General features: G+C 43.3%; 11 protein-coding genes and 2 tRNA genes. All 13 read left to right on the forward strand.

Translation table 11 applies throughout. The features are described 5' to 3' along the window. Window positions 1-63: 63 nt before the first annotated feature. On the forward strand, window positions 64-1,236 hold the full coding sequence (locus tag DWV53_RS05410; RefSeq protein WP_118152162.1) for an OmpA family protein: 1,173 nt from the start codon (window positions 64-66) through the stop codon (window positions 1,234-1,236). A gap of 338 nt (window positions 1,237-1,574) precedes the next feature. Beyond that, a tRNA-Val gene (locus DWV53_RS05415) sits at window positions 1,575-1,649 on the forward strand. A 50-nt stretch (window positions 1,650-1,699) separates the two neighbouring features. Further along, window positions 1,700-1,774, forward strand: a tRNA-Val gene (locus tag DWV53_RS05420). 128 nt (window positions 1,775-1,902) lie between these two features. Further along, window positions 1,903-3,249, forward strand: coding sequence for an adenylosuccinate lyase (purB, locus tag DWV53_RS05425; protein ID WP_118152164.1), 1,347 nt, complete (start codon window positions 1,903-1,905; stop codon window positions 3,247-3,249). Between the two features lie 96 nt (window positions 3,250-3,345). After that, on the forward strand, window positions 3,346-4,770 hold the full coding sequence (locus tag DWV53_RS05430; RefSeq protein WP_118152166.1) for a pseudouridine synthase: 1,425 nt from the start codon (window positions 3,346-3,348) through the stop codon (window positions 4,768-4,770). A gap of 66 nt (window positions 4,771-4,836) precedes the next feature. Then, on the forward strand, window positions 4,837-6,264 hold the full coding sequence (asnS, locus tag DWV53_RS05435) for an asparagine--tRNA ligase (protein WP_118152168.1): 1,428 nt from the start codon (window positions 4,837-4,839) through the stop codon (window positions 6,262-6,264). A gap of 1,200 nt (window positions 6,265-7,464) precedes the next feature. Then, the gene (locus DWV53_RS05445; protein ID WP_118152172.1) at window positions 7,465-10,974 is read left to right on the forward strand and encodes a PL29 family lyase N-terminal domain-containing protein; all 3,510 of its coding nucleotides are present in this window, start codon (window positions 7,465-7,467) and stop codon (window positions 10,972-10,974) included. A gap of 96 nt (window positions 10,975-11,070) precedes the next feature. Next, window positions 11,071-11,571, forward strand: coding sequence for a hypothetical protein (locus DWV53_RS05450; RefSeq protein ID WP_118152173.1), 501 nt, complete (start codon window positions 11,071-11,073; stop codon window positions 11,569-11,571). A 23-nt stretch (window positions 11,572-11,594) separates the two neighbouring features. Continuing rightward, on the forward strand, window positions 11,595-14,291 hold the full coding sequence (locus DWV53_RS05455; RefSeq protein ID WP_147468739.1) for an Ig-like domain-containing protein: 2,697 nt from the start codon (window positions 11,595-11,597) through the stop codon (window positions 14,289-14,291). A gap of 18 nt (window positions 14,292-14,309) precedes the next feature. Then, window positions 14,310-15,455 (forward strand): OmpA family protein, encoded by a 1,146-nt coding sequence (locus DWV53_RS05460; RefSeq protein ID WP_118152177.1) that lies wholly within the window; start codon window positions 14,310-14,312, stop codon window positions 15,453-15,455. Between the two features lie 186 nt (window positions 15,456-15,641). Beyond that, the gene (gene trpS, locus DWV53_RS05465) at window positions 15,642-16,727 is read left to right on the forward strand and encodes a tryptophan--tRNA ligase (RefSeq protein WP_117695026.1); all 1,086 of its coding nucleotides are present in this window, start codon (window positions 15,642-15,644) and stop codon (window positions 16,725-16,727) included. Between the two features lie 188 nt (window positions 16,728-16,915). Continuing rightward, window positions 16,916-18,769 (forward strand): transglutaminase domain-containing protein, encoded by a 1,854-nt coding sequence (locus DWV53_RS05470; RefSeq protein WP_118152179.1) that lies wholly within the window; start codon window positions 16,916-16,918, stop codon window positions 18,767-18,769. Between the two features lie 89 nt (window positions 18,770-18,858). Further along, complete coding sequence (locus DWV53_RS05475) at window positions 18,859-20,955, forward strand: hypothetical protein (RefSeq protein ID WP_181992416.1); 2,097 nt, start codon at window positions 18,859-18,861, stop codon at window positions 20,953-20,955. Window positions 20,956-21,020 lie beyond the last annotated feature (65 nt).

A 21,020-nucleotide genomic window follows, 5' to 3' on the forward strand; every position in this document is an offset into this window, starting at 1 on the left:
TATCTTTGCTCCGTCATTCAGAAGGTATATATATATATAAATTGATTTTTAAATTATAAAGTTATGAAAAAGTTATTAGCAGTGCTAGCATTGGCTAGCGTAACAATGGGCAGTATGGCTCAGGATGCAGCAACTACTGAGAAGTATAGCGTTGCAACAAATTCTTTCTGGAGCAATTGGTTTGTTCAGGCAAACGTTGCTGGTTCTGCATTCTGGGGCAACCAGGAAGAGGGCAATGGTTTCTCTAAGAGCCCACTCAAGGGTTTCAGAAACAATCTCGGCTTCTCTGTTGCTGTAGGTAAGTGGTTCACACCAGGTCTCGGTCTCCGTACCAAGTTCAATGGCGCTTGGGGCCGTACAGTAGTTTCTGAGAATAAGTCAACAAATGCAAATAAGTATTGGACTTTGAATGAGCAGGTTTTGTTCAATGTTAGCAATATGTTGTGTGGTTACAACGAGGCTCGTCTTTGGGATTGCATCCCTTACGCAGGTTTTGGTATTAACCGTAACATGAGCGCTAACTGCTATGCTCCTGTAGTTGGTGTTGGTATCTTGAACGAGTTCAAGATCAATAAGAAGTGGGCTGTCAACCTCGATGTAAACTATGCATTAGGTGCTAGCGACTATGATGGTTACACAGGTGTATTGGCAGGTGCTAAGCCTAGCACATCTCGCTCTATCGACAAGGTGATTGCAAGACACGACCGTTCTTTGAATGTTGAGGTCGGTGTTACATACAACTTGGGTAAGGCTACTTGGAACAAGGTTCCAGATGTTGACGCTATCAACGCTCTTCATCAGTCAGAACTCGACGCTATCAATGCTAAGTTGAACGATGCTAATGCAGAGAACGACCGTTTGAAGAATCTCTTGAACAACCAGAAGTCTGTAGAGGATAAGGCAGTTAAGGAGTATGTTGCTACTCCAGTTTCTGTATTCTTCAACATCGGCAAGTCTAAGGTTGCTTCTAAGAAGGATCTCGTAAACGTACAGGCTCTCGCTCAGTACGCTAAGGACAACAACGCTAAGTTGGTAGTTAACGGTTATGCTGACAGCGCTACTGGTTCTGCAGCTGTTAACCAGAAGATTTCTAAGGCTCGTGCTGAGAAGGTAGCTGATGAGCTCGTTAAGTTGGGTGTTGCTAAGGAGAACATCGTAGTTAAGGCTAACGGTGGTGTTAAGGATTTGACTCCTGCTTCTTACAACCGTCGTGCAACTGTTCAGGTTGGTGAGTAATTATACAGTATATATAATATAAGGTATAAAAATAGAATAGGGCATTCTTCCTTGTGAAGAATGCCTTTTTTGTTTCTTTGAATTTCTTAAAAAAGAACTTTTCTTTCTCAATAAGTACCTTTTGGGGTTGAAAGAGGTTTGGCAGTCCCATCGTAAGTACTTTCTCTTGGTTGGCTGTTTTTGGCAATTGAAATGCAAAAACTGACCGTTTTTACCCTGAAAAATGAGGAAAAACACCAGAAAATGCACTTTTTTGAAGAAAAAAACGAAAAAAGTTGCTGAAAAATTTGGTGGAACCAAAAAATAGTCGTACCTTTGCAACCGCTTACGAAAAGTAAGGGCGCTTAGCTCAGCTGGTTTAGAGCATCTGCCTTACAAGCAGAGGGTCGGCGGTTCGAATCCGTCAGCGCCCACGGGGGTGTTCCCTGTGATTCACTTTTGTGGTTGCAGGGACTTTTTTTAAGGGCGTTTAGCTCAGCTGGTTTAGAGCATCTGCCTTACAAGCAGAGGGTCGGCGGTTCGAATCCGTCAACGCCCACAATGGTGAAGGTCTTTCAACAAATGTTGAGAGACCTTTTTTATGCTTTTAAATTATTTTATCACTATTTTCTCTGTTTTCTCACGATAATTCATTAATTTTGCACCCTATATATAATACGTATTGTTATGAATTTAGATTTATTGACTGCCATATCACCAATTGATGGTCGTTATAGGGGAAAAACAGAGCAGCTCGCTAACTACTTCTCAGAGTATGCTCTCATTCGTTATCGTGTACGCGTAGAGATTGAATACTTCATTACTCTATGCGAGTTACCTTTGCCACAGCTTGCTTCTTTCGACAAGTCGCTGTTCGAACGTCTGCGTGACATTTATCGTAATTTTGACGAAAATGAAGCACAGCGCGTAAAAGACATCGAGAAGATTACCAATCACGATGTAAAGGCTGTAGAGTATTTTATCAAGGAAGAATTCGATAAGATCGGAGGCTTGGATGCTTACAAGGAGTTTATCCATTTTGGTTTGACATCTCAGGATATCAACAACACAAGTGTGCCTCTCTCTGTAAAAGAGGCTTTGGAAGAGTGCTTCTATCCGCAGGTTGAAGAGCTGATTGCACAGCTCCAGACTTATGCTGATGAGTGGAAGAATGTGCCTATGCTGGCTAAGACTCACGGACAGCCTGCTTCACCTACCCGCCTGGGCAAGGAAATCATGGTTTATGTTTACCGTCTTACTGAGCAGCTTAATTCGCTCAAGGCTTGCAAGATTACAGCTAAGTTCGGCGGTGCTACCGGTAACTACAATGCTCACCATGTAGCTTATCCACAGTATGACTGGAAAGCATTCGGTAACAAGTTTGTCAGCGAAAAACTCGGTTTGGAACGCGAGCAGTATACCACACAGATCAGTAACTATGACTACCTTGGCGCTATCTTTGACGCCATCCGTCGTATCAACACCATTATCATCGACTTAGACCGTGACTTCTGGATGTATATCTCTATGGATTACTTCAAGCAGAAGATCAAGGCAGGTGAGGTAGGCTCAAGTGCGATGCCTCACAAGGTGAATCCTATCGATTATGAGAACAGTGAAGGTAACCTGGGCATAGCCAATGCCATTCTTCAGTTCCTGGCACAGAAACTTCCGGTTAGCCGCTTGCAGCGCGACCTTACCGACAGTACTGTACTCCGTAACATCGGTGTGCCTCTCGGTCATAGCGTCATTGCTATCCAGAGTACATTGAAGGGCTTGCGTAAACTGATTCTTCACGAGGAGAAACTGCAGGAAGATTTGAATAATACATGGGCAGTTGTAGCTGAGGCTATCCAGACTATCCTTCGCCGTGAGGCATATCCACATCCTTACGAGGCATTGAAGGCGTTGACACGTACCAACCAGCACATGACTGAGGAAACTATTCATGAGTTTATCCAGGGATTGAATGTGAGTGATAGTGTTAAGGCAGAACTGATGGCAATCACACCAAGCAATTATACAGGTATCTAATATACACAAAGGAATTTTGTAGTTTTAGTACATATATATAAACGTAAAAATTAGATTTATTAACCCAGCCGTGAGGCTATTAAGTATTTTAAGAAAATGGATTCAGAATTTGAAAACAAACCTCAAGATCAGTCTTCTGAGAATGAGAGAACCCGTGAGGGCTACAACCCAGCAGGTGGTTATCAGAAGAGTTATCGACCAGTAGGTCGCACACAGCGTCCTCGTATCAATTCACATCGCGCATACAGCAGCGACAGAAGTAGCAGTAACAGCGAAGGCGGTTTCCGTCCTGAAGGTTTCGGTGCTGGCTTGCAGAGTACAGGCAGCAGCGAGCGTCCACAGCGCAGCAGCTATCAGAGCCGTGGTGGTTATGGTAACAGCAACCGTGGTGGCTACCAGCCACGTCAGCAGGGAGGCTATCAGTCTCGTCCTCAGCAGGGTGGCTATCGTCCTCGTTACAACAATAATGATGAGCAGGGTGGTTATCAGCCTCGTCAGCAGGGTGGCTACCAGCCACGCCAGCAGGGCGGCTACCAGTCTCGTTCTCAGCAGGGTGGCTATGGCAACAACCGTAGTGGTTATGGTCGTCCACAGGGTGGCTATGGCAACAACCGTGGTGGTTATGGTCGTCCACAGGGTGGTGGTTATGGCAACAACCGTGGTGGTTATGGCCGTCCACAGGGTGGTGGCTATGGCAACAACCGTGGTGGCGGTTTCCGTCAGCACACTCCTGGTTACGATCCAAATGCTAAGTATAGCATGAAGAAGCGTATCGAATATAAGGAGGAAAACATCGACCCAACAGAGCCATTGCGTTTGAACAAGTTCCTCGCCAATGCTGGTGTTTGCTCTCGCCGTGAGGCTGATGAGTTCATCCAGGCAGGTCTGGTAACTGTCAATGGTGAGGTAGTTACCGAGTTGGGTACCAAGATCCTTCGTACCGATGAGGTGAAGTTCCACGACGCTCCTGTAACTTTGGAGAAGAAGGTATACGTATTGCTCAACAAGCCAAAGGATTATGTTACAACCAGCGATGATCCTCAGCAGCGCAAGACTGTGATGGACCTCGTAAAGGATGTTTGTCCTGAGCGTATTTATCCTGTAGGCCGTCTCGACCGTAATACAACAGGTGTACTTCTCTTGACCAACGATGGTGACCTGGCTTCTAAGCTTACTCACCCTAAGTTCCTGAAGAAGAAGGTTTATCACGTTCATCTCGATAAGAACCTGACAGCTCACGATATGGATCAGATCCGTGAGGGTATCACCCTGGAAGATGGTGAGATCAAGGCAGATGCTGTAGAGTATGCTGATGATCGCGACAAGGCACAGGTTGGTATCGAGATTCATAGTGGCAAGAACCGTATTGTGCGCCGTATCTTCGAGAGCCTCGGCTATCGTGTTACCAAGCTCGACCGTGTACAGTTCGCAGGTTTGACTAAGAAAAATCTCCGTCGCGGTGACTGGCGCTTCCTTACTGAGAAGGAGGTAGACATGCTCCGCATGGGTGCTTTTGAATAAGGATAATAAGATATAATAAGAAAGGAGACTATCTGTTTAGTCTCCTTTTTAACCTATTAATTAACAATGGAAAAAGTAAAAAGAACTAAAGTTGTAGACTTGCTCAAGAGTACAGCCTACGGCTCAATCGTGAATGTCAAGGGATGGGTTCGTACCCATCGTAGTAGCAAAGCAGTCGATTTTATCGCTCTTAACGATGGTTCTACTATTAATAATATTCAGATAGTAGTCGACCCATCAAAGGTCGATGAGAATCAGCTCCGTCAGATTACTACTGGTGCTTGTATCAGCGCCGTAGGTACGCTGGTAGAAAGCCAGGGTGCCGGACAGAGTGTTGAGATCCAGTGCGAGAGCATCGAGATTTATGGTCTCTGCGGCAACGACTATCCTATGCAGAAGAAGGGACAGAGCTTCGAATACATGCGTCAGTATGCTCACCTCCGTCTCCGTACCAATACCTTTGGTGCCGTAATGCGTATCCGCCATAACATGGCAATGGCTATCCACACTTACTTCCATGAGCATGGATATTTCTATTTCAATACTCCGCTCATCACAGCCAGCGACTGCGAGGGTGCAGGTCAGATGTTCCAGGTAACTACCAAGAACCTCTACAACCTGAAGAAGACTGAGGATGGCAAGATTGACTATTCTGATGATTTCTTCGGCAAGCAGACTTCATTGACCGTTTCCGGTCAGTTGGAGGGTGAGCTCGGTGCTACAGCACTCGGCGCCATCTATACCTTCGGTCCAACCTTCCGTGCAGAGAACAGTAATACTCCTCGCCACCTGGCTGAGTTCTGGATGGTAGAGCCAGAGGTTGCTTTCCTGGATATGGACGGTTTGATGGAGTTGGAGGAAGACTTCATCAAGTATTGTATCCGTTGGGCTCTGGAGCATTGCAAGGACGATCTTGCTTTCTTGAACAAGATGATAGACAAGGGTCTGATTGCCCGTCTGGAAGGCGTATTGAATTCCGACTTCGTTCATCTTCCATATACCGAGGGTATCCGCATCCTTCAGGAGGCTATTGCCAACGGTAAGAAGTTTGAGTTCCCATGCGAGTGGGGTGATGACCTGGCTTCAGAGCATGAGCGTTTCCTCGTAGAGGAGCACTTCAAGCGCCCGGTTATCATGACCAACTATCCTAAGGCTATCAAGGCATTCTATATGAAGATAGACGAGGAGGAGAGTGGTTTCGGCGGCAAGAGCGGTCAGACCGTTCAGGGTACCGACGTACTGTTCCCACAGATTGGTGAGATTATCGGTGGTTCTGTCCGTGAGGAGAGCTATGACAAGCTGATGGGTGAGATTGAGGCTCGCAACATCCCTATGAAGGATATGAACTGGTATCTCGATACCCGTAAGTATGGTTCATGCCCACACGCAGGTTTCGGTCTCGGTTTCGAGCGTCTGATTCTCTTCGTAACCGGTATGCAGAATATCCGCGACGTGATTCCATTCCCACGTACACCAAAGAACGCAGAATTCTAGGATAAAAAAATGAAGCCTGTTTCGATGCCCTTCGAAACAGGCTTCATTGTTCTATTCATTGGAACGCTTGGTGCATTGACTGAACAAAACAAGGGTTTTACGTTCAATATAGCCCCTTTTTTTCGTCTTTTTATCACCAAAAATGGAAATGAGGCTTACTTGATAATGGGCAGGATGCTCCTGAAACTGCGTCCCGACGTAGCTGTCACTGCGTCGGGACGTAGTTGTTGTTACGTCGTGACGTAATTTCTCCTGCATCGTTGGCGGAATAACTCTACCTCCCTCTCATATACTGATAGCTTCGATAAGCATATCGTTGTATCTGTCTATCACATCGTCATTGATACTTTTCCGATATTCACATCAATGCCAGTATATATGATAAGGTGTAATGGGCAGCCAGCCAGTTTAAGTAAGTAGATGAAATCATGTACGTCATTTAACAAGTTTATACGCTTCATTGAGTCGATAGATATGACTGCGTTGGGTTAAAGATACGACTGCGCTGGGCGGAAGATTCGGTTTCGTTGGGTTAAAGATTCGATTTCGTTGGGTGGAAGAGTCAATTTCGTTGGCTGAATAATATGGCTGCGTTGGCTGAACGAAGTAGCTCAGTTGCTGAATGAAGCACTTGAGTTATCAGAATGAGGCGGCTTGGTGTAATACGATTTACTCATACATTCGTATCTAGATGGTCCTTATATATATAATAAGGTGTAGGACCGCCAATCTCCCCTATATATAATAAGGTGTAGGTTTTATATCGGAAAAATGGAGGAAAACAGGGAAAATGGACGGGTTAGAAGCCCAATATGGGGGCTATTTTATAAAAAACATAAGAAAATTAGCCTTTTTTGAAAAAAAAATGCTCAAAAACTTGCAAGTTTCGAAAAATATACTTATATTTGCAACATGAAAAATCTCCTGGCTGGAGATATTCCATATACAACAAGAACTGAGTGGCGACAAAAAGCCACGACATATAAGAACAATAAGAACTTAGTGGTTATAAAAAGCCACACGATATATAAGAACGATAAAATAACTTTTCTAAGAGGACCTTTGAAAGAGAACGAAGAACTTTTCTAAGAGTGCAGACTCTTTTCATCAAACGGAACTCTTAATTCGATATAGAGAATTAATTAATAACTTCCTGCCGAAAGGCTAGGAAAATCGTATAACTTTATAAATTATTACCGTATGAAAAGAAAGTATTTTAGCGCGCTGCTTATGGGTGCATTGACAATTGCCTCGGTAAGCACATTTACTTCTTGTAAGGACTACGATGATGACATTAGTAATTTGCAACAGCAGATTGATTCTAATGCAAAAGCAATTGAGACCATTCAGAATTTGATTAAGGGTGGTGGTCTTGTTACCGGAGTAACAGAAACTAGTGATGGTATTACTGTAAAGCTCAGTGATGGAAAATCAGTCACTATTTCAAATGGTAAGGATGGCGCTCCTGGTACTGCATGGACTATCGGTGCCGATGGTTACTGGTATGAGAATGGTAAAAAGACAGACAACTTGGCTCGTGGTCCTCAGGGCGAGAAGGGCGATCAAGGCGTCAAGGGTGACAAGGGTGATCAAGGCGTCAAGGGTGACAAGGGTGATGCAGGCACAAGCGCATCCGCAGCATCTTATGAGTACTTTGTTCCTAATGCTGAATCTGGTTACTTCGACATCTACAAGGATGGCAAGAAGGTAAAACAGAGTAATGTTCAGTTTGTATCAGAAACTCCAAACTCTATCACCGCTACTTTGGATAAGCAAAACTTAATCCTCACAGGTGTTAAGGGTATTTCTGGTGAAAAGGTCGTTATTTCACTTACTGGTGATTTGACAGGCTTGGTATTCATGCCAAATCTCTACTTGGATGGTATTGAGACTTTGACTTATGACTACTTGCATGGTGATTACTTGACACATAAGACCAATTTGCCAGGTCTTAGCCGCTTGACTACTACTGATGGTAGCCATAAGACAATTACAGGTCTCGATAACTATTTGCCTGATAGATTGGAAAATGATCCGGTTTCTGCGATTACAACAGAATTTGATTATGGCCCTGCTTGGGGTGTTAAGTATCATATGAATCCATCAAATGCTGATATGGCATACGAGGATATTCAGGGCTTCAATCTCCTTGAGCCAACAATCTTGAATTATCATACTCGTGCTACTGCTTCAGTGCTTGGAAATATTACTTCTCCAGAGACGAACGATGCAGGTAAGGCTCTCTTCAATACTTCTAATGGTATTGTTACAGCAGGTTTGAAGATTCAGCATCCTGAAAAGTTGGAACCATTCCCAACTGTTAAAGATAAGAATGAGACAGCTAATACGATTGCTTTGCAGGCTAAGACTGCTGCAAGTACAGTAGCTGAAGGCAAGGTTACTTCTGATTATGCTTTGATTCAGCCACAGAAGGCTTACCTCGAGGCTTTGTACTGGAGATTGAAACCTCATTATGCTGGATTAGGTCTGCCTAATACCCGTATGGGTGACGAAAAGGGTATTCCTACTGCTAATACATTCGGTACAACTGCTGCTGATGCTACTGCTCAGGTTCACGTTTATGATTCACCTCAGGAGGCTTTGAAAGATCCAAATGGTGCAGCTCTCGAACTTTACTATAACAGCGCAGAGGGTATTGATATTGCAAGCTACCTCGGACTCCATATGTTGGTAGAGGATGTTAAGCAGTTTACTCCTGGTACTCCTAATAAGCTTGGTGTTAACCTGAAGGAGATGTCATTAGAAGAAGGTAAGGAATGGGGTTTGACCTATCAGTTTAACCTCGTTGAGTACAAGGTAGACGGCAACGCTACAATTGATAGCCGTTATGCTAAGTGGGTTAACCAGGATGCTGGTATTCTCCGTGCATGGAATGTTGATGCAGAGGGTAATCCAACTTCTGAGTCTGCTACTTCTATCGACCGTGAGCCATTGGTTCAGGTACTCGTTAAGCGTGGTGACCAGGTGGTTTTGGATGGTTACATCTTGATTCACATTACACGTCAGAACCCTGAGGTTGCTCCTAATAAGGCAATTGATTTGTTGACGAAGGATGCTAAGTTCGATCTCTGCAATGATATTGATGATTTGAAGACTACATGGGCTCAGTTCTCTGCAACTGTATTGACAGAGGGTCTTGAGAATATGACAAAGAAGGACTTCGATGAGCAGTATACTATTGATCAAAAGGGCACATACGGTACTGATGCTGCTGGTAATACTACTTTGGATCTGAAGATGTTCAAGGCTGCTCCTGAGAAGGGTGGTACATACAACGCTGCTGATGATCTTGGTAATATCGAGTACTTCGGTAATACAGAGGGTACAACTAACCATGCCTTCAAGTGGCACTTAACTGCTGCAGATCTTGAGAAGTTGACTCATGATCAGGTTAATCCTGTTACTGTAACTCGCTATGTACGTTACGTAGGTAATGCAAAGGCTAAGTATCCTTACATCTATGTTAAGTTGACTTACAACTTGTCACGTATCAATAAGAACCAGACATTCGGTGAGTTGATTCCTGAGTACTGGAAGGGACTTGATGGTTCTGTAAATGGTAAGGAAGCTGTTATCTTCGATGTTAAGGAGCCTACAAATGGTGGCGATATCCTTGGTATTAGCCGCAAGGTTACTTCTACTTTGAAGGGTAATGTTGCTAAGTTAGTAGGTCCTCACAAGTATTACTTCGTTCCTGAGCCTGTTGTAGTTGGTGGTTATACAATCACTCCACAGAGAAGTGCTGCTGATACCAAGTGGAACAAGTTGTTCTGCAAGTATATCATTGGTGACTCTCACGTATTCAGCAAGGCTAAGTTGCAGGAAACTCTTGAGGGTTGTGCTATTGACTACGCAGATGGTGCATTCATGAATGAAGATCTCTATGCAGTAAAGGGTACTTCTTATGTTAAAATTGCAACATTGGATCCTGCTACTAGTGAGATTACATTGATAAAGAATGAAACAACAAAGACTGTCTTGAATGCGATTGGTTATGAACCAGCGAATGCTAATATCCAGAAGGAGCTTCGCTCTTGGGTAGGTGTTGTAACTGAGAATACTTGTGGTGTTGCTGAGTTTGTTAAGGATGGTATCTTCCTGACATCTTGGGAGCGTCCAATCAACTTGATTGATGTTGCTACAGAGCCACGTATCGATGCTAACACCAATGGTAACGTTATCTACGCTCTTGATCTCTTTAAGTTGTACGACTGGCGTGGTTGGAATACTGCTACTGTTTCTGAGGCAGGTTGTGTAGCTAACCAGAGTAATATGTGGGGTGACCACCTCTGGTTCTGGGGTTACTACAATGTGAAGTCTATTACGATCGATACTACACCTGCTAACGTTGAGACAACTCTTGGCGGCGGTCATTGGACTACAATGGATAAGATTAGTGGAGACGTTGAACTCAGATGCGGTAATAGAAGTGGTGTTGCTACAGATTCTAAGACTAAGGGTAAGGTAACTTACACCAACGATTTGACTTCTTACAACTCTGCAAGTCAGAATGCTGCTTTGGCAACCTTCATGGAGGCTAATAAGGCTAAGTTCGGTACTATCTGGTACTACAACAATGGTGGTAACGTAGAAACCTTCAAGGTAAGAGTTCCTATCACTATCGCTTACGAGTGGGGTGAGTTTACTACTAAGGTTGAGTTCACAATCAACGGTACAATCGGTGATTAAGACATTTATTGAAAAGGAAATTAATAATTAAGCTCTAATTAGAGGGTGTGCCTAAAAGAGCGGCGCACCCTCTTTTTATTTAAAAATGTGACGGGTATGAAAAAAACTATATATTATTCTCTCTTGGCTATATTGGTCTTCTCATTATGTTCATGCGGTGAGAAAAAGAAAAGTCGCGAACAGCAGGTTGATGAATTCAGAAGCGAATTGACAGAAGAAGATACGGCTGCTATGTTGAAACTTTGTGATGATGCCATGGCGCAACTCAAGGCAAAGGATTATAACGCAGTGCTTGCCAATTTGCATGAATATACCGATTCTACGCAAGAAGTGAAACCTCTCACAGAAGAAACAAGACAAAGATATCTTAACAAGTTTAAGATGTTCCCTGTATTGGATTATACACGCGTATATTACTCATTCCAGTTGCAAGGCTGCAATGATGTGAAATATGATGTTACCTTTGCAACGGCAAAACAGGCTGGAACCGCTGAACCGGCAAAGACAGCTTATATGTTCAATCCGGTGAAAGTAGACGGCACTTGGAAACTGTGTGTAAAGACGGCTACTGACGAAATAGATATGAACATGCGCTAATAAAACATTTAAACTTACCTATTATGAAGAAATCATTGTTTGTCATATTACTGGCTTGTGTGTCTGCCCCCGGTTGGGCTCAGATACAGCGCACTGTTGTATTTGATTTCAGTCAGCCACTCAGCCTTACTCCTTCCATAACTCCACCTGAAGGTAATAGTAATGAAGTTCCCGTTACTGATAATGTTTTCTCTAATGGCGACATTACTATTGATTTTGAGTGGGGTAATCTGGGATTGGGTACAGCCATCGTAAACTTTACTAATCGCTATACTCATGATATCTCCTATTATCTCAAAGTCAGTCAGCAGGCTTTGATGAAAGTGCATGCACCTGATATCGGACGTCTTGACAGAGTATCTTTCTCTGAAGGTAGTACTGTAGGTGATCTTCGAGTGACAGACGATGAATTAGGAAGTCAGGAAGATGGATACAAGACATGGATTAATGATAAAAAGCAGGATATCCATGACTTAATATACAAAAACAGTTTTTCGAATGCTCAATTAAAAAAGATTACGGTACTCTATACCATGCCGTCTACCATTCTGACAGCTACAGGTGATTTGGAGAATGGCAGTGTTTTAGAGTACTTTGAAAACATGCATCTTACATTCGACCGCAACATGCTGGTTAAAGATGCATCCAAAATCACACTCTCTGATGGAACGAGCAGCGAAACGCTTTCTGCTACTGTAAAAGACAATGTGGTGACCTTATCTGCTGCTAGCCAGATAGCAAAGAATGGTACATATACACTTACGGTTCCTGCAAAGAGTTTTGTTGATAAGGAAGGCTTTGAGAACAAGGAAATGAAATTCTCTTTTGTCATCAAGGCTCCTTTTAGTCCTGTTTCGATTACTCCTGCAGCGGGAACCGTTGAAACTTTACCTCTTACTATTGCCGTAGACTTCGGAGAGAAGGTTGGATATGTAGATGAGGCTGCCAGCGTGAAATTACTGAAAGATGGTAACGACTATCTGATAGCAAAGGCTGTCAAGGCATCTGATACGAAAGTTAATTTTGAAATACAGGGCGCTGCAGGTGCTATCTCAAAGAAGGGTACTTATAAACTTATTGTTCCTGCTAATGTAGTTTGCAACGACAAGAAGGGCGATGCCGAATGGGAACGCTACAATAAGGCTTTTGATGTAGAATATGTTGTTGTCGGTTCTGCCGCATATTTGAAAGCTCTGAAATTGTTGCAGAATAATTCGGTGGGCTATCCTAAGGTTACCAGTGCCGCTTATGTTGCTTTGAACGAAGTAGTCGGGAATGAGGCATCAACAGATGCAGAATTCAAGGCTGCTATAGATGCTTATTATAATGAAACGGATGTTCTCCTTCCTGAGAACAAGAAGTGGTATAAGATAGCCAGTGTAAATAAGAAGAATGAACGAAAGTATCTTGCCGTAAGTAACAAACAGGTTCTGTTAGTAGACAATATAGATGAAGCTTCTGCATTTGAGGCGTTAGACAATAGCGGAGTGTTCACCTTGGGTGATGCTGATGACAATATGCTGAATGTCAATGGAGTGACAGCTGATGCAGGTGCAGAAGTAAGCAAACTTAGAATTGCCAAACTGGATGGTTCTGCTGTACAACTCGAATCGGGTGATGTCTTTGATGCAGACAAAGCATTGGGTACTTTCTCATTCAAGGGATCTTATCCATCTGTAACGGGAAGTTCTAGCGTTGCTTATGCTTTGTGTAATCATGCAGACAAGAAATATCAGACAGAAGCAGCTGTTGCTGCTCCATATTGGCAAAGCAGTCTGACCAGTGCCTTCGCATTCGTTGAGGTTGAAAAACCGGCTGCTGCTATCAAGACCGTAGAGACAGCTTACAAGTTGACACCTGCAATAGTAGGAAGCAATGCCGATCTCCTGACTCTTTCTTTCGATGAGTTGACTCATGTTACAGTAATGAGTGATGCTGATGCCTATATTGCTAATGAGAAGGGTGAGCGTGTGAAAGACGTTACCTTTACTCCGGTAACAGGAAAAGACAATCAGTTTACTGTTGCGTTGACAGACCTGGCAAAGGCTAGCTATCAGCTGGTAATCCCAGAAGGAACCTTCCATTATGAAAAGAATAATAAGGAAGTAAAGACACAAGCTATCAAGGTAAGCTTTACGATAGGAAAGGGCGGCTCTCCTGAAGATCCAAATCTTAAATCAGATTATTCAATATACCAGATGTTGCCTGATATATCAGGTTTTGTCAAGGATGTTGCATTGAATGGATTTATGATTAAAAACATTGGATACTATGATGGCTTGGTTGCTAATCCTGATAGAGAAGTGAGACTTGCAGTTTACGACAACAACAAGACGATTCGTACAGGACACTTTGAAAGCTATGTAGATCCAGAAGATCCGACAACGCCGACATTGCTGTTAGTTTTTGATACTCCTATTAGAGAAGGTGAATTGAAAGCCAATAGTTACGCTATCGTAATTTTGCAGGGAACCTTCGGAGATACAAACTTTGGAAAGTTCCTTGAGGACAAGACCACAACCCAAGCCAGTGACTGTCATACAAACCCAAGAATGACGATTACAATCGAAGTAGACAATGATAAGGCTACTGGTATCGAACATGTTGTGAATTCTACTGAGAAGAACAATGTAATCTATGATGTCCAGGGACGTAAGGTAAAGCAGATGAATCGTTCTGGTATCTACATTGTGAATGGAAAGAAATTCGTAAAGAAATAAAATTTAATGTAGAAAGTTATGAAATCAATTAAACTGTTCATGGCAACGGCCATGTTAGCCATCGGCTCTACAGCCGCTATGGCGCAAGCATCCTACACAGACAAGGACGGAAACGAATATCAGTTTAAGCGTCACTGGTTCCTGGATATTCAGGCTGGTGGGCAATATACTGTGGGTGAGGCAAGCTTCTCAGACCTGCTTTCTCCTAACTTCCAGGGTGCCATCGGCTACCAGTTCTCTCCTGTTTTCGGACTCCGTGGTCAGATAAACGGTATCTGGAGCAAGGGCGGATGGAACGGATACAAGGCTACCAAGGACGGTACTCCGTATACCGCCAGCTACAAATGGAAATATGTAGCTCCGGGTGTGGACTTCATGTTCAACCTCTCTAACCTCTTCTGTGGTTGGAACCCGAATCGCGTGTTCAACGCTACTGCCTTCGTAGGTGGTGGTATCAACTGGGCAGGAGCTAACCAGGAGGTAAACGACCTGGCTGCCAACATCAAGAATCAGAACAACTATCTGCTGGAATATCTCTGGCAGGGAAAGAAGGTTCGCCCTTACGGCAGAGCCGGTATCGACCTGGAATTCAAGGTAAACAAGGCTGTGAGCATCATGCTTGAAGGTAATGCCAACATGATTTCAGACAAGTACAACTCTAAGAAGGCAGATAACCCTGACTGGTACTTCAATGCACTGGCAGGTGTACGCATCAACCTGGGCAAGAGCTATACCAAGAAGGCTAAGCCGGTAGAGGAACCTGCTCCGGCACCAGCTCCTAAGCAGGAATATGTAGCTCCTAAGCCAGAGCCTAAGCCAGCTCCTGTAGAAAAGAAGGTAGAGGAGATTCGCCGTGACATCTTCTTCACCATCAATTCTTACAAGATTGCTCCTTCTGAGGATGCTAAGATCCGTGAGGTGGTTGACTTCCTGAACAAGAACACAGAGGCAAAGGTTGTAGTAACCGGCTATGCTGACAAGGGTACAGGCAATGACGTCATCAACGACCGCATCGCTGCCAAGCGAGCAGCAGCTGTGGTTTGGATGCTGACAAAGAAATATAATATACCTTCTGAGCGCATTACAGAAAAATCTAAGGGTGCACGTGTGCAGCCTTTTGCAGAAAACGCAAAGAACCGTGTAACGATCATGATCGCTAAGTAGTACGGTAAGTTTATAATGCGACAATCAATTATTTTAATTGGTGGCGGGGCATCCAAAGGGGTGCCCCGTTTTTCGTTCACCTATCCCTTCCTTCTCCCGCTCATTTTGTTATTTTTTCACCATTTCTTGCAGTTTCTCAATATTTTGTTGTACCTTTGCACAAAAATAATAATAAATTGCAAGAAAATGGGAAAGATTATATTGACGGGCGACCGTCCTACAGGTAAACTTCACCTGGGTCATTACATCGGCTCTCTGCAGCGCCGAGTACAACTTCAGAACGCTGGCGACTTCGACAGAATGTTCGTTTTCATGGCAGATGTTCAGGCTTTGACTGATAATGCCGACAATCCTGAGAAGATTCGCCAGAACATTACAGAGGTGGCTCTTGACTATCTCTCTGCGGGCCTCGACCCACAGAAGTGTACACTCTATATCCAGAGTATGATTCCAGAGTTGGCTGAGTTGACTACCTATTTGATGAACCTCATCTCTGTATCTCGTGTTCAGCGTAACCCAACCGTGAAAACAGAGATCAAGATGCGTAACTTCGAGGCAAACATTCCGCTCGGTTTCTTCTGCTATCCTGTGAGCCAGGCTGCCGACATCACCGCTTTCAAGGCTACAACCGTGCCTGCCGGTGAGGACCAGGAGCCTATGCTGGAGGTAACCCGCGAGTTGGTTCGCCGCTTCAACCAGACTTATGCACCTGTATTGGTAGAGCCGGAGATTCTGCTTCCAGAGATTGCCTGCTGCCGTCGTCTTCCAGGAACTGACGGTAAGGAGAAAATGAGTAAGAGTCTCGGCAACTGCATCTACATGAGCGACGATGAGAAGACCGTTTGGAAGAAGGTGAAGAAGATGTCTAACGGTGAGCCACGCATGAGCATGGAAGAGCCGGGACATCTGGAGGGCAATGCCGTGTTCACTTATCTGGAGGCATTCTCTACTCCTGAGGACTTCGCAGAGTTCTGGCCAGAGTTCAAGACTTTGGATGAGTTGAAGGAGCAGTATGTGAAGGGTGGTATCGGTGACGGTACCTGCAAGAAGTTCCTGAACAGCGTCATCAACAAGATGCTCGACCCAATCCGTGCCCGCCGTCATGAGTTTGAGCAGGATATTCCTGAGGTATTCAATATCCTGAAGAAGGGTAGCGAGGATGCCCGCGAGTTTGCAGCCCAGACCATGGATGAGGTTCGCAAGGCTATGCGTATCGACTACTTCAGCGATGCTGCCTATATTGAGGAGCAGGCTGCGAAATTTAAGGTTTGATGATGATGTAAAAGATAGAAATATAAAGTGAAAAGGCAAAAGTTATCGTCAGCTGGTAACTTTTGTCTTTTTTATATTATTATGATATGCTTTTAACGCAAAAAACAAAATAATTTCTTTTCTTATCCTTTGTTCTCGTTTTTTTTTCTTATTTTTGCAAACAGAATAAATAAAAGAAGCAGAGTATAATGAAAATGAGAAAAATGCTCCAATACAGACTTGCTGATTTAGATAGTATGCTGGTATTGCTCTTCGCTTTTTTGCAACCCATCTCGGCTCAAAAAGCTGATGACAATGTGCATATATTGCAATGCAATGATAGATACGTCTTCAAAACTGATGACGCAGGTAAGACTATTGTTGTTAACACTACGGATTATGAGTATGGTGTAACCCAATATTCCGCTCTAGTTCAACCATGTGCTTATTACGGAGAGTTTATTCGTTTGGACAAGGCACAGTGTAAGGGGTATGCACAATACAAGTCAGCCATTCCTCGTAATGTTTTTTACGATGATACCAAGATTTGCTACTTTAGCTATCAGATTCCAAAGGTAGGCAAGACTCTGAAGGCTTCTTTTACTCGAACCTATCTCAATCCTATTTATTTCACAACTATTCCTTTGTGTGAAGCTAATTATGTAGAGCATAAGAAGATAGAGGTAATCAAGCCAAAAGCCTTCCAGCAGTTTCGGATAAAAGAATATAATCTTCCTGCTGGTATAGAGAAAAGTACTACATGTAATGCTGAGGGAGATTCCGTTTTTACTTATGTGATTCATTCCTTACCTGCACAGCTGATAGAACCTAATTCTCCATCTTGGGGATATAGTGCTCCTCATCTCTTGGTGTTGGGAGCATTCCAAAGTCTGCAAGATATGTTTGTCTGGTCTCATCAGTTGGCTAATGTGGATTGCTCTATTCCTAATCAAGAAGAAATACTAAGAGAGATACAGAAAGGGGCAAAAAACGATTATGACAAGATAGCCAATACTTATGCCTGGGTACAGCAGAATATCAGATATTTGGCTTTTGAGGCAGGCATTTCTGCCCATCAACCGGCAACACCTGCTGAAACTATTCGTAAGCGTTATGGTGATTGCAAGGCTATGGCTCTTTTGCTCAAAACCTTGCTCAAGGCGCAAGGCTTTGATGCTCGTCAAACGGATATAGGGACATGGGATGTACCTTATTCTTTGCAGGAAAATCCTTCTATTGCATCTATTGATCATGCGATATGTACGGTTTTCTATCAGGGAAAGCCATATTATCTGGATGCTACGAATCCATATGTTCCTCTAGGCTATGTGCCAGACAATATACAAGGAAGGATGGCTTTGATAGAAGACGCAGATAGCTTTCGTATGAATAAGTTACCTGAGCTGGCTGCTGATTCTTGCTTTTCTTCTATAACATATCAGACGACCTTAGAATCTGGGGATGATGGAAACTACGATATAAAGGGAAAATTGTACTCTAAATGGAAGGGCGATATGAAGTCTTGGATACTAGTGGGGAATGACGCTACGGCACAAGATGAAAAAGAGAAGGCCTTGGTGGCAGCGATGGGGGTTGATGAACGATTGGATAAGATTGGGGATATAGTGATGACGGGAAATCGTCCTCGGGATGAGTCTTTGAATATCACTGCTTTTTTTATGAAAAAGGGAGCTGGGCAACTGGTTGACGGTACTGTTTATTTAGATACCAATCTCGATGAGAGTCTTTTTCTGACTCCAGTGGATACAACCAAACGGGTTTCCGATTACATGATAGACTTGCGGTCCAAGGAAGTACGTGATGTAAAGATTTTGATTCCAGAGAAAATGGAGGTCAGTAGTCTCCCCGCACCTTATCAGATTCATACTGCATGGGTTGATTTTTGTCGCACTTATTCTCAAACAGGCAATCAGATTGTTATGCATAAGGAGTGTGTAATACACCACAGACGTGTTCCGCGAAGCGAAATCCCTGCTTGGAATAAGATTATAAGTGATTGGGGAGCAGCTTGTAATGAGCAAGTAGTATTAAAGGAAAAATGAGTTAAATGTATTATTCATAGTCAAAAAGTTGAATTATGGGAAAGATTAAAGTAATCAGAGTTGTCTTCAGTATTCTGTTGGTACAGCTCTTGACGTTGTCAGTGAATGCTGACGAGAAAGCTGATTATTTGAAGTTGGCGCAAAAGGTGCGGCAAGAAGTTTGGAGCAGTACGCCTGCTGACTTTCAAAAACGAACGGTTCCCGACAGATACAAGAATGCTTCGGCCGTCATACTATCTTATTATCGGGAGTTGAGCACGGATTATTATCGTAAGGCAACGGCTGATCTGGTGCTCAATCTTCGCCTTACTCGTCAGATAGACTGTACGGATATGGAGCGTATGTTAATTCAAATCAATGACAAAAAGGCGTTGAAGGATTATTCTGAGTTTACTTTCAAGACGAAAAGTAGAAAGTGGACCTGGGGATATCATCATAAAACGCAAACGGTGCTTGGCATTCGTGTTATAAAGAAGAATGGTAACGTACAGGAAGTAAGTTTAGATGACTATGTAGATGTCAAGGAAGGCAAAAATGACAAGGACTTGAGTCAGAAGATAGCTGTGCCTGGTTTGGAAGTGGGAGATTGTATTGATGTCTTTTCTCTAGACCAAATAGATACACAGGAACAACAGCTGGATCCTTTCTATTTTGTTCTTCGTCAAGACGAACCTGTCCTTTATACCAAGGTTCACTGTGTGCTAGACCAAAGTCTTGCCACCGTCTATCGGACGATGAATGGTGCCCCTGATTTTACTCAGACCACAGACAAGGACAAAAATGCAGTGCTCGATATGGTTATGGATAAGCCGATAGATGCAGAATCATCCATTTGGTATAATTCTTTGGAGCAGTCACCTTTTATAGAGATGTATATTACCCCGACCAAGGCTAAAGTGGCAGTAGTAGAGAAAGCTATGCGCCAAAAAGGTGTTCGAGGCAATCCTGATGTAACACCAATCCTGCAAGACGATTGGAAATTGCTGAAATCTTATGTGTCTAAGGGGGGATATTCTCCTGCTGGTCTTCCTAGTACGTATAAGAGCGTCTTCAAGTCTGCCAAAAAAGAGGGGATGTCTGCCGAGGAGAAAGCTGACCGTATTTATTCTTTTGAGTATGTTAGTGGGGGAGCTTCTCAGAGGGTTTTTAATACAGTGGCTAATTATTTGCGTAAATTGGGCGTGGAAATAGAAATGGGCATTACCACTCCGTTTGGTGCATTGCCTGTTGATAAACTGATTAATTATAATTCTACATCTTGGTTCTTCCGCCTTAAGGGTACTGATGTGTACTACTTCCCTGGGACTTATCCTAAGGTTGCTTCCGAGATACCTTATATATATCAAGGAAGAAAGGCGTATATGCAAGATTCCGAGGAACAAATAACGATACCTGTGAGTCAAGCTGAAGACAATAAGTCGGTGAATGATATGGTGGTTAAACTTGATGGTACTAAACTTGATATCAGTAGGAAGGTAACTTATTCGGGTGAACAGAAAATGTATGGTCAGTCTTTGGTGAGTCCTGATAATACGCTTTTTGGTTCAAGCCAACTTGAAGCTTATTGGCGATATTTGAAATACGACGACAAAGATCCGTACTCTTGTTATACTAAGAAGGAATCTGCTGAATTAAAAGGAGCTTTCAATGAATTTCGGAAAAATGCCATAGATCCGTTTAAGGCTGAAATCAGTAGTTATCACGATGCTGATCCTGTGCAAGTCGGTGGCTATGGAGTAGATTGCGTGGGAATCCGTCGAGATAGTTCTAACTTTGTTTATCATGTAGATTATGTGATGGATGGAATGGTGAAACGCGCTGGAAATAACTATTTGTTGTCGGTAGGTAAGTTAATAGGAAGTTCGTTGAAACTAGAAGGCAAGGATCGAGAGCGTATCGATGATGTTTGGCGCAAGATGGCGTTTGTTGATGAATGGAATATAGAGATTCCGTTGCCGCAAGGATATAAGGTCTCTGCTGAAGCATTAAAGAAGATTGAGACTTCGGTGGCTAATGAGTGTGGAGAATTCACGGTTAAGGCTACCGCTGGAAATGAAAGTGTAAAAGTGTATGTGCGCAAATGTTTTGCTCATAGAGTGGAACCTGTCTCAAACTGGAGCAAACTGTTGGCTTTGGTTGACGCTTGTAGCGCTTTCACTGATAAGCAGATGGTAATAGCGAAATGAATGTAAGTTTATTGAGTATATTTTTAAATTCTAAAAGAGGTGGTTACAGTTTGAAGGTCATATAC

Origin of the sequence: Segatella copri (assembly GCF_003465495.1) — a bacterium.
GTDB classification, from domain to species: Bacteria; Bacteroidota; Bacteroidia; order Bacteroidales; family Bacteroidaceae; genus Prevotella; species Prevotella copri_G.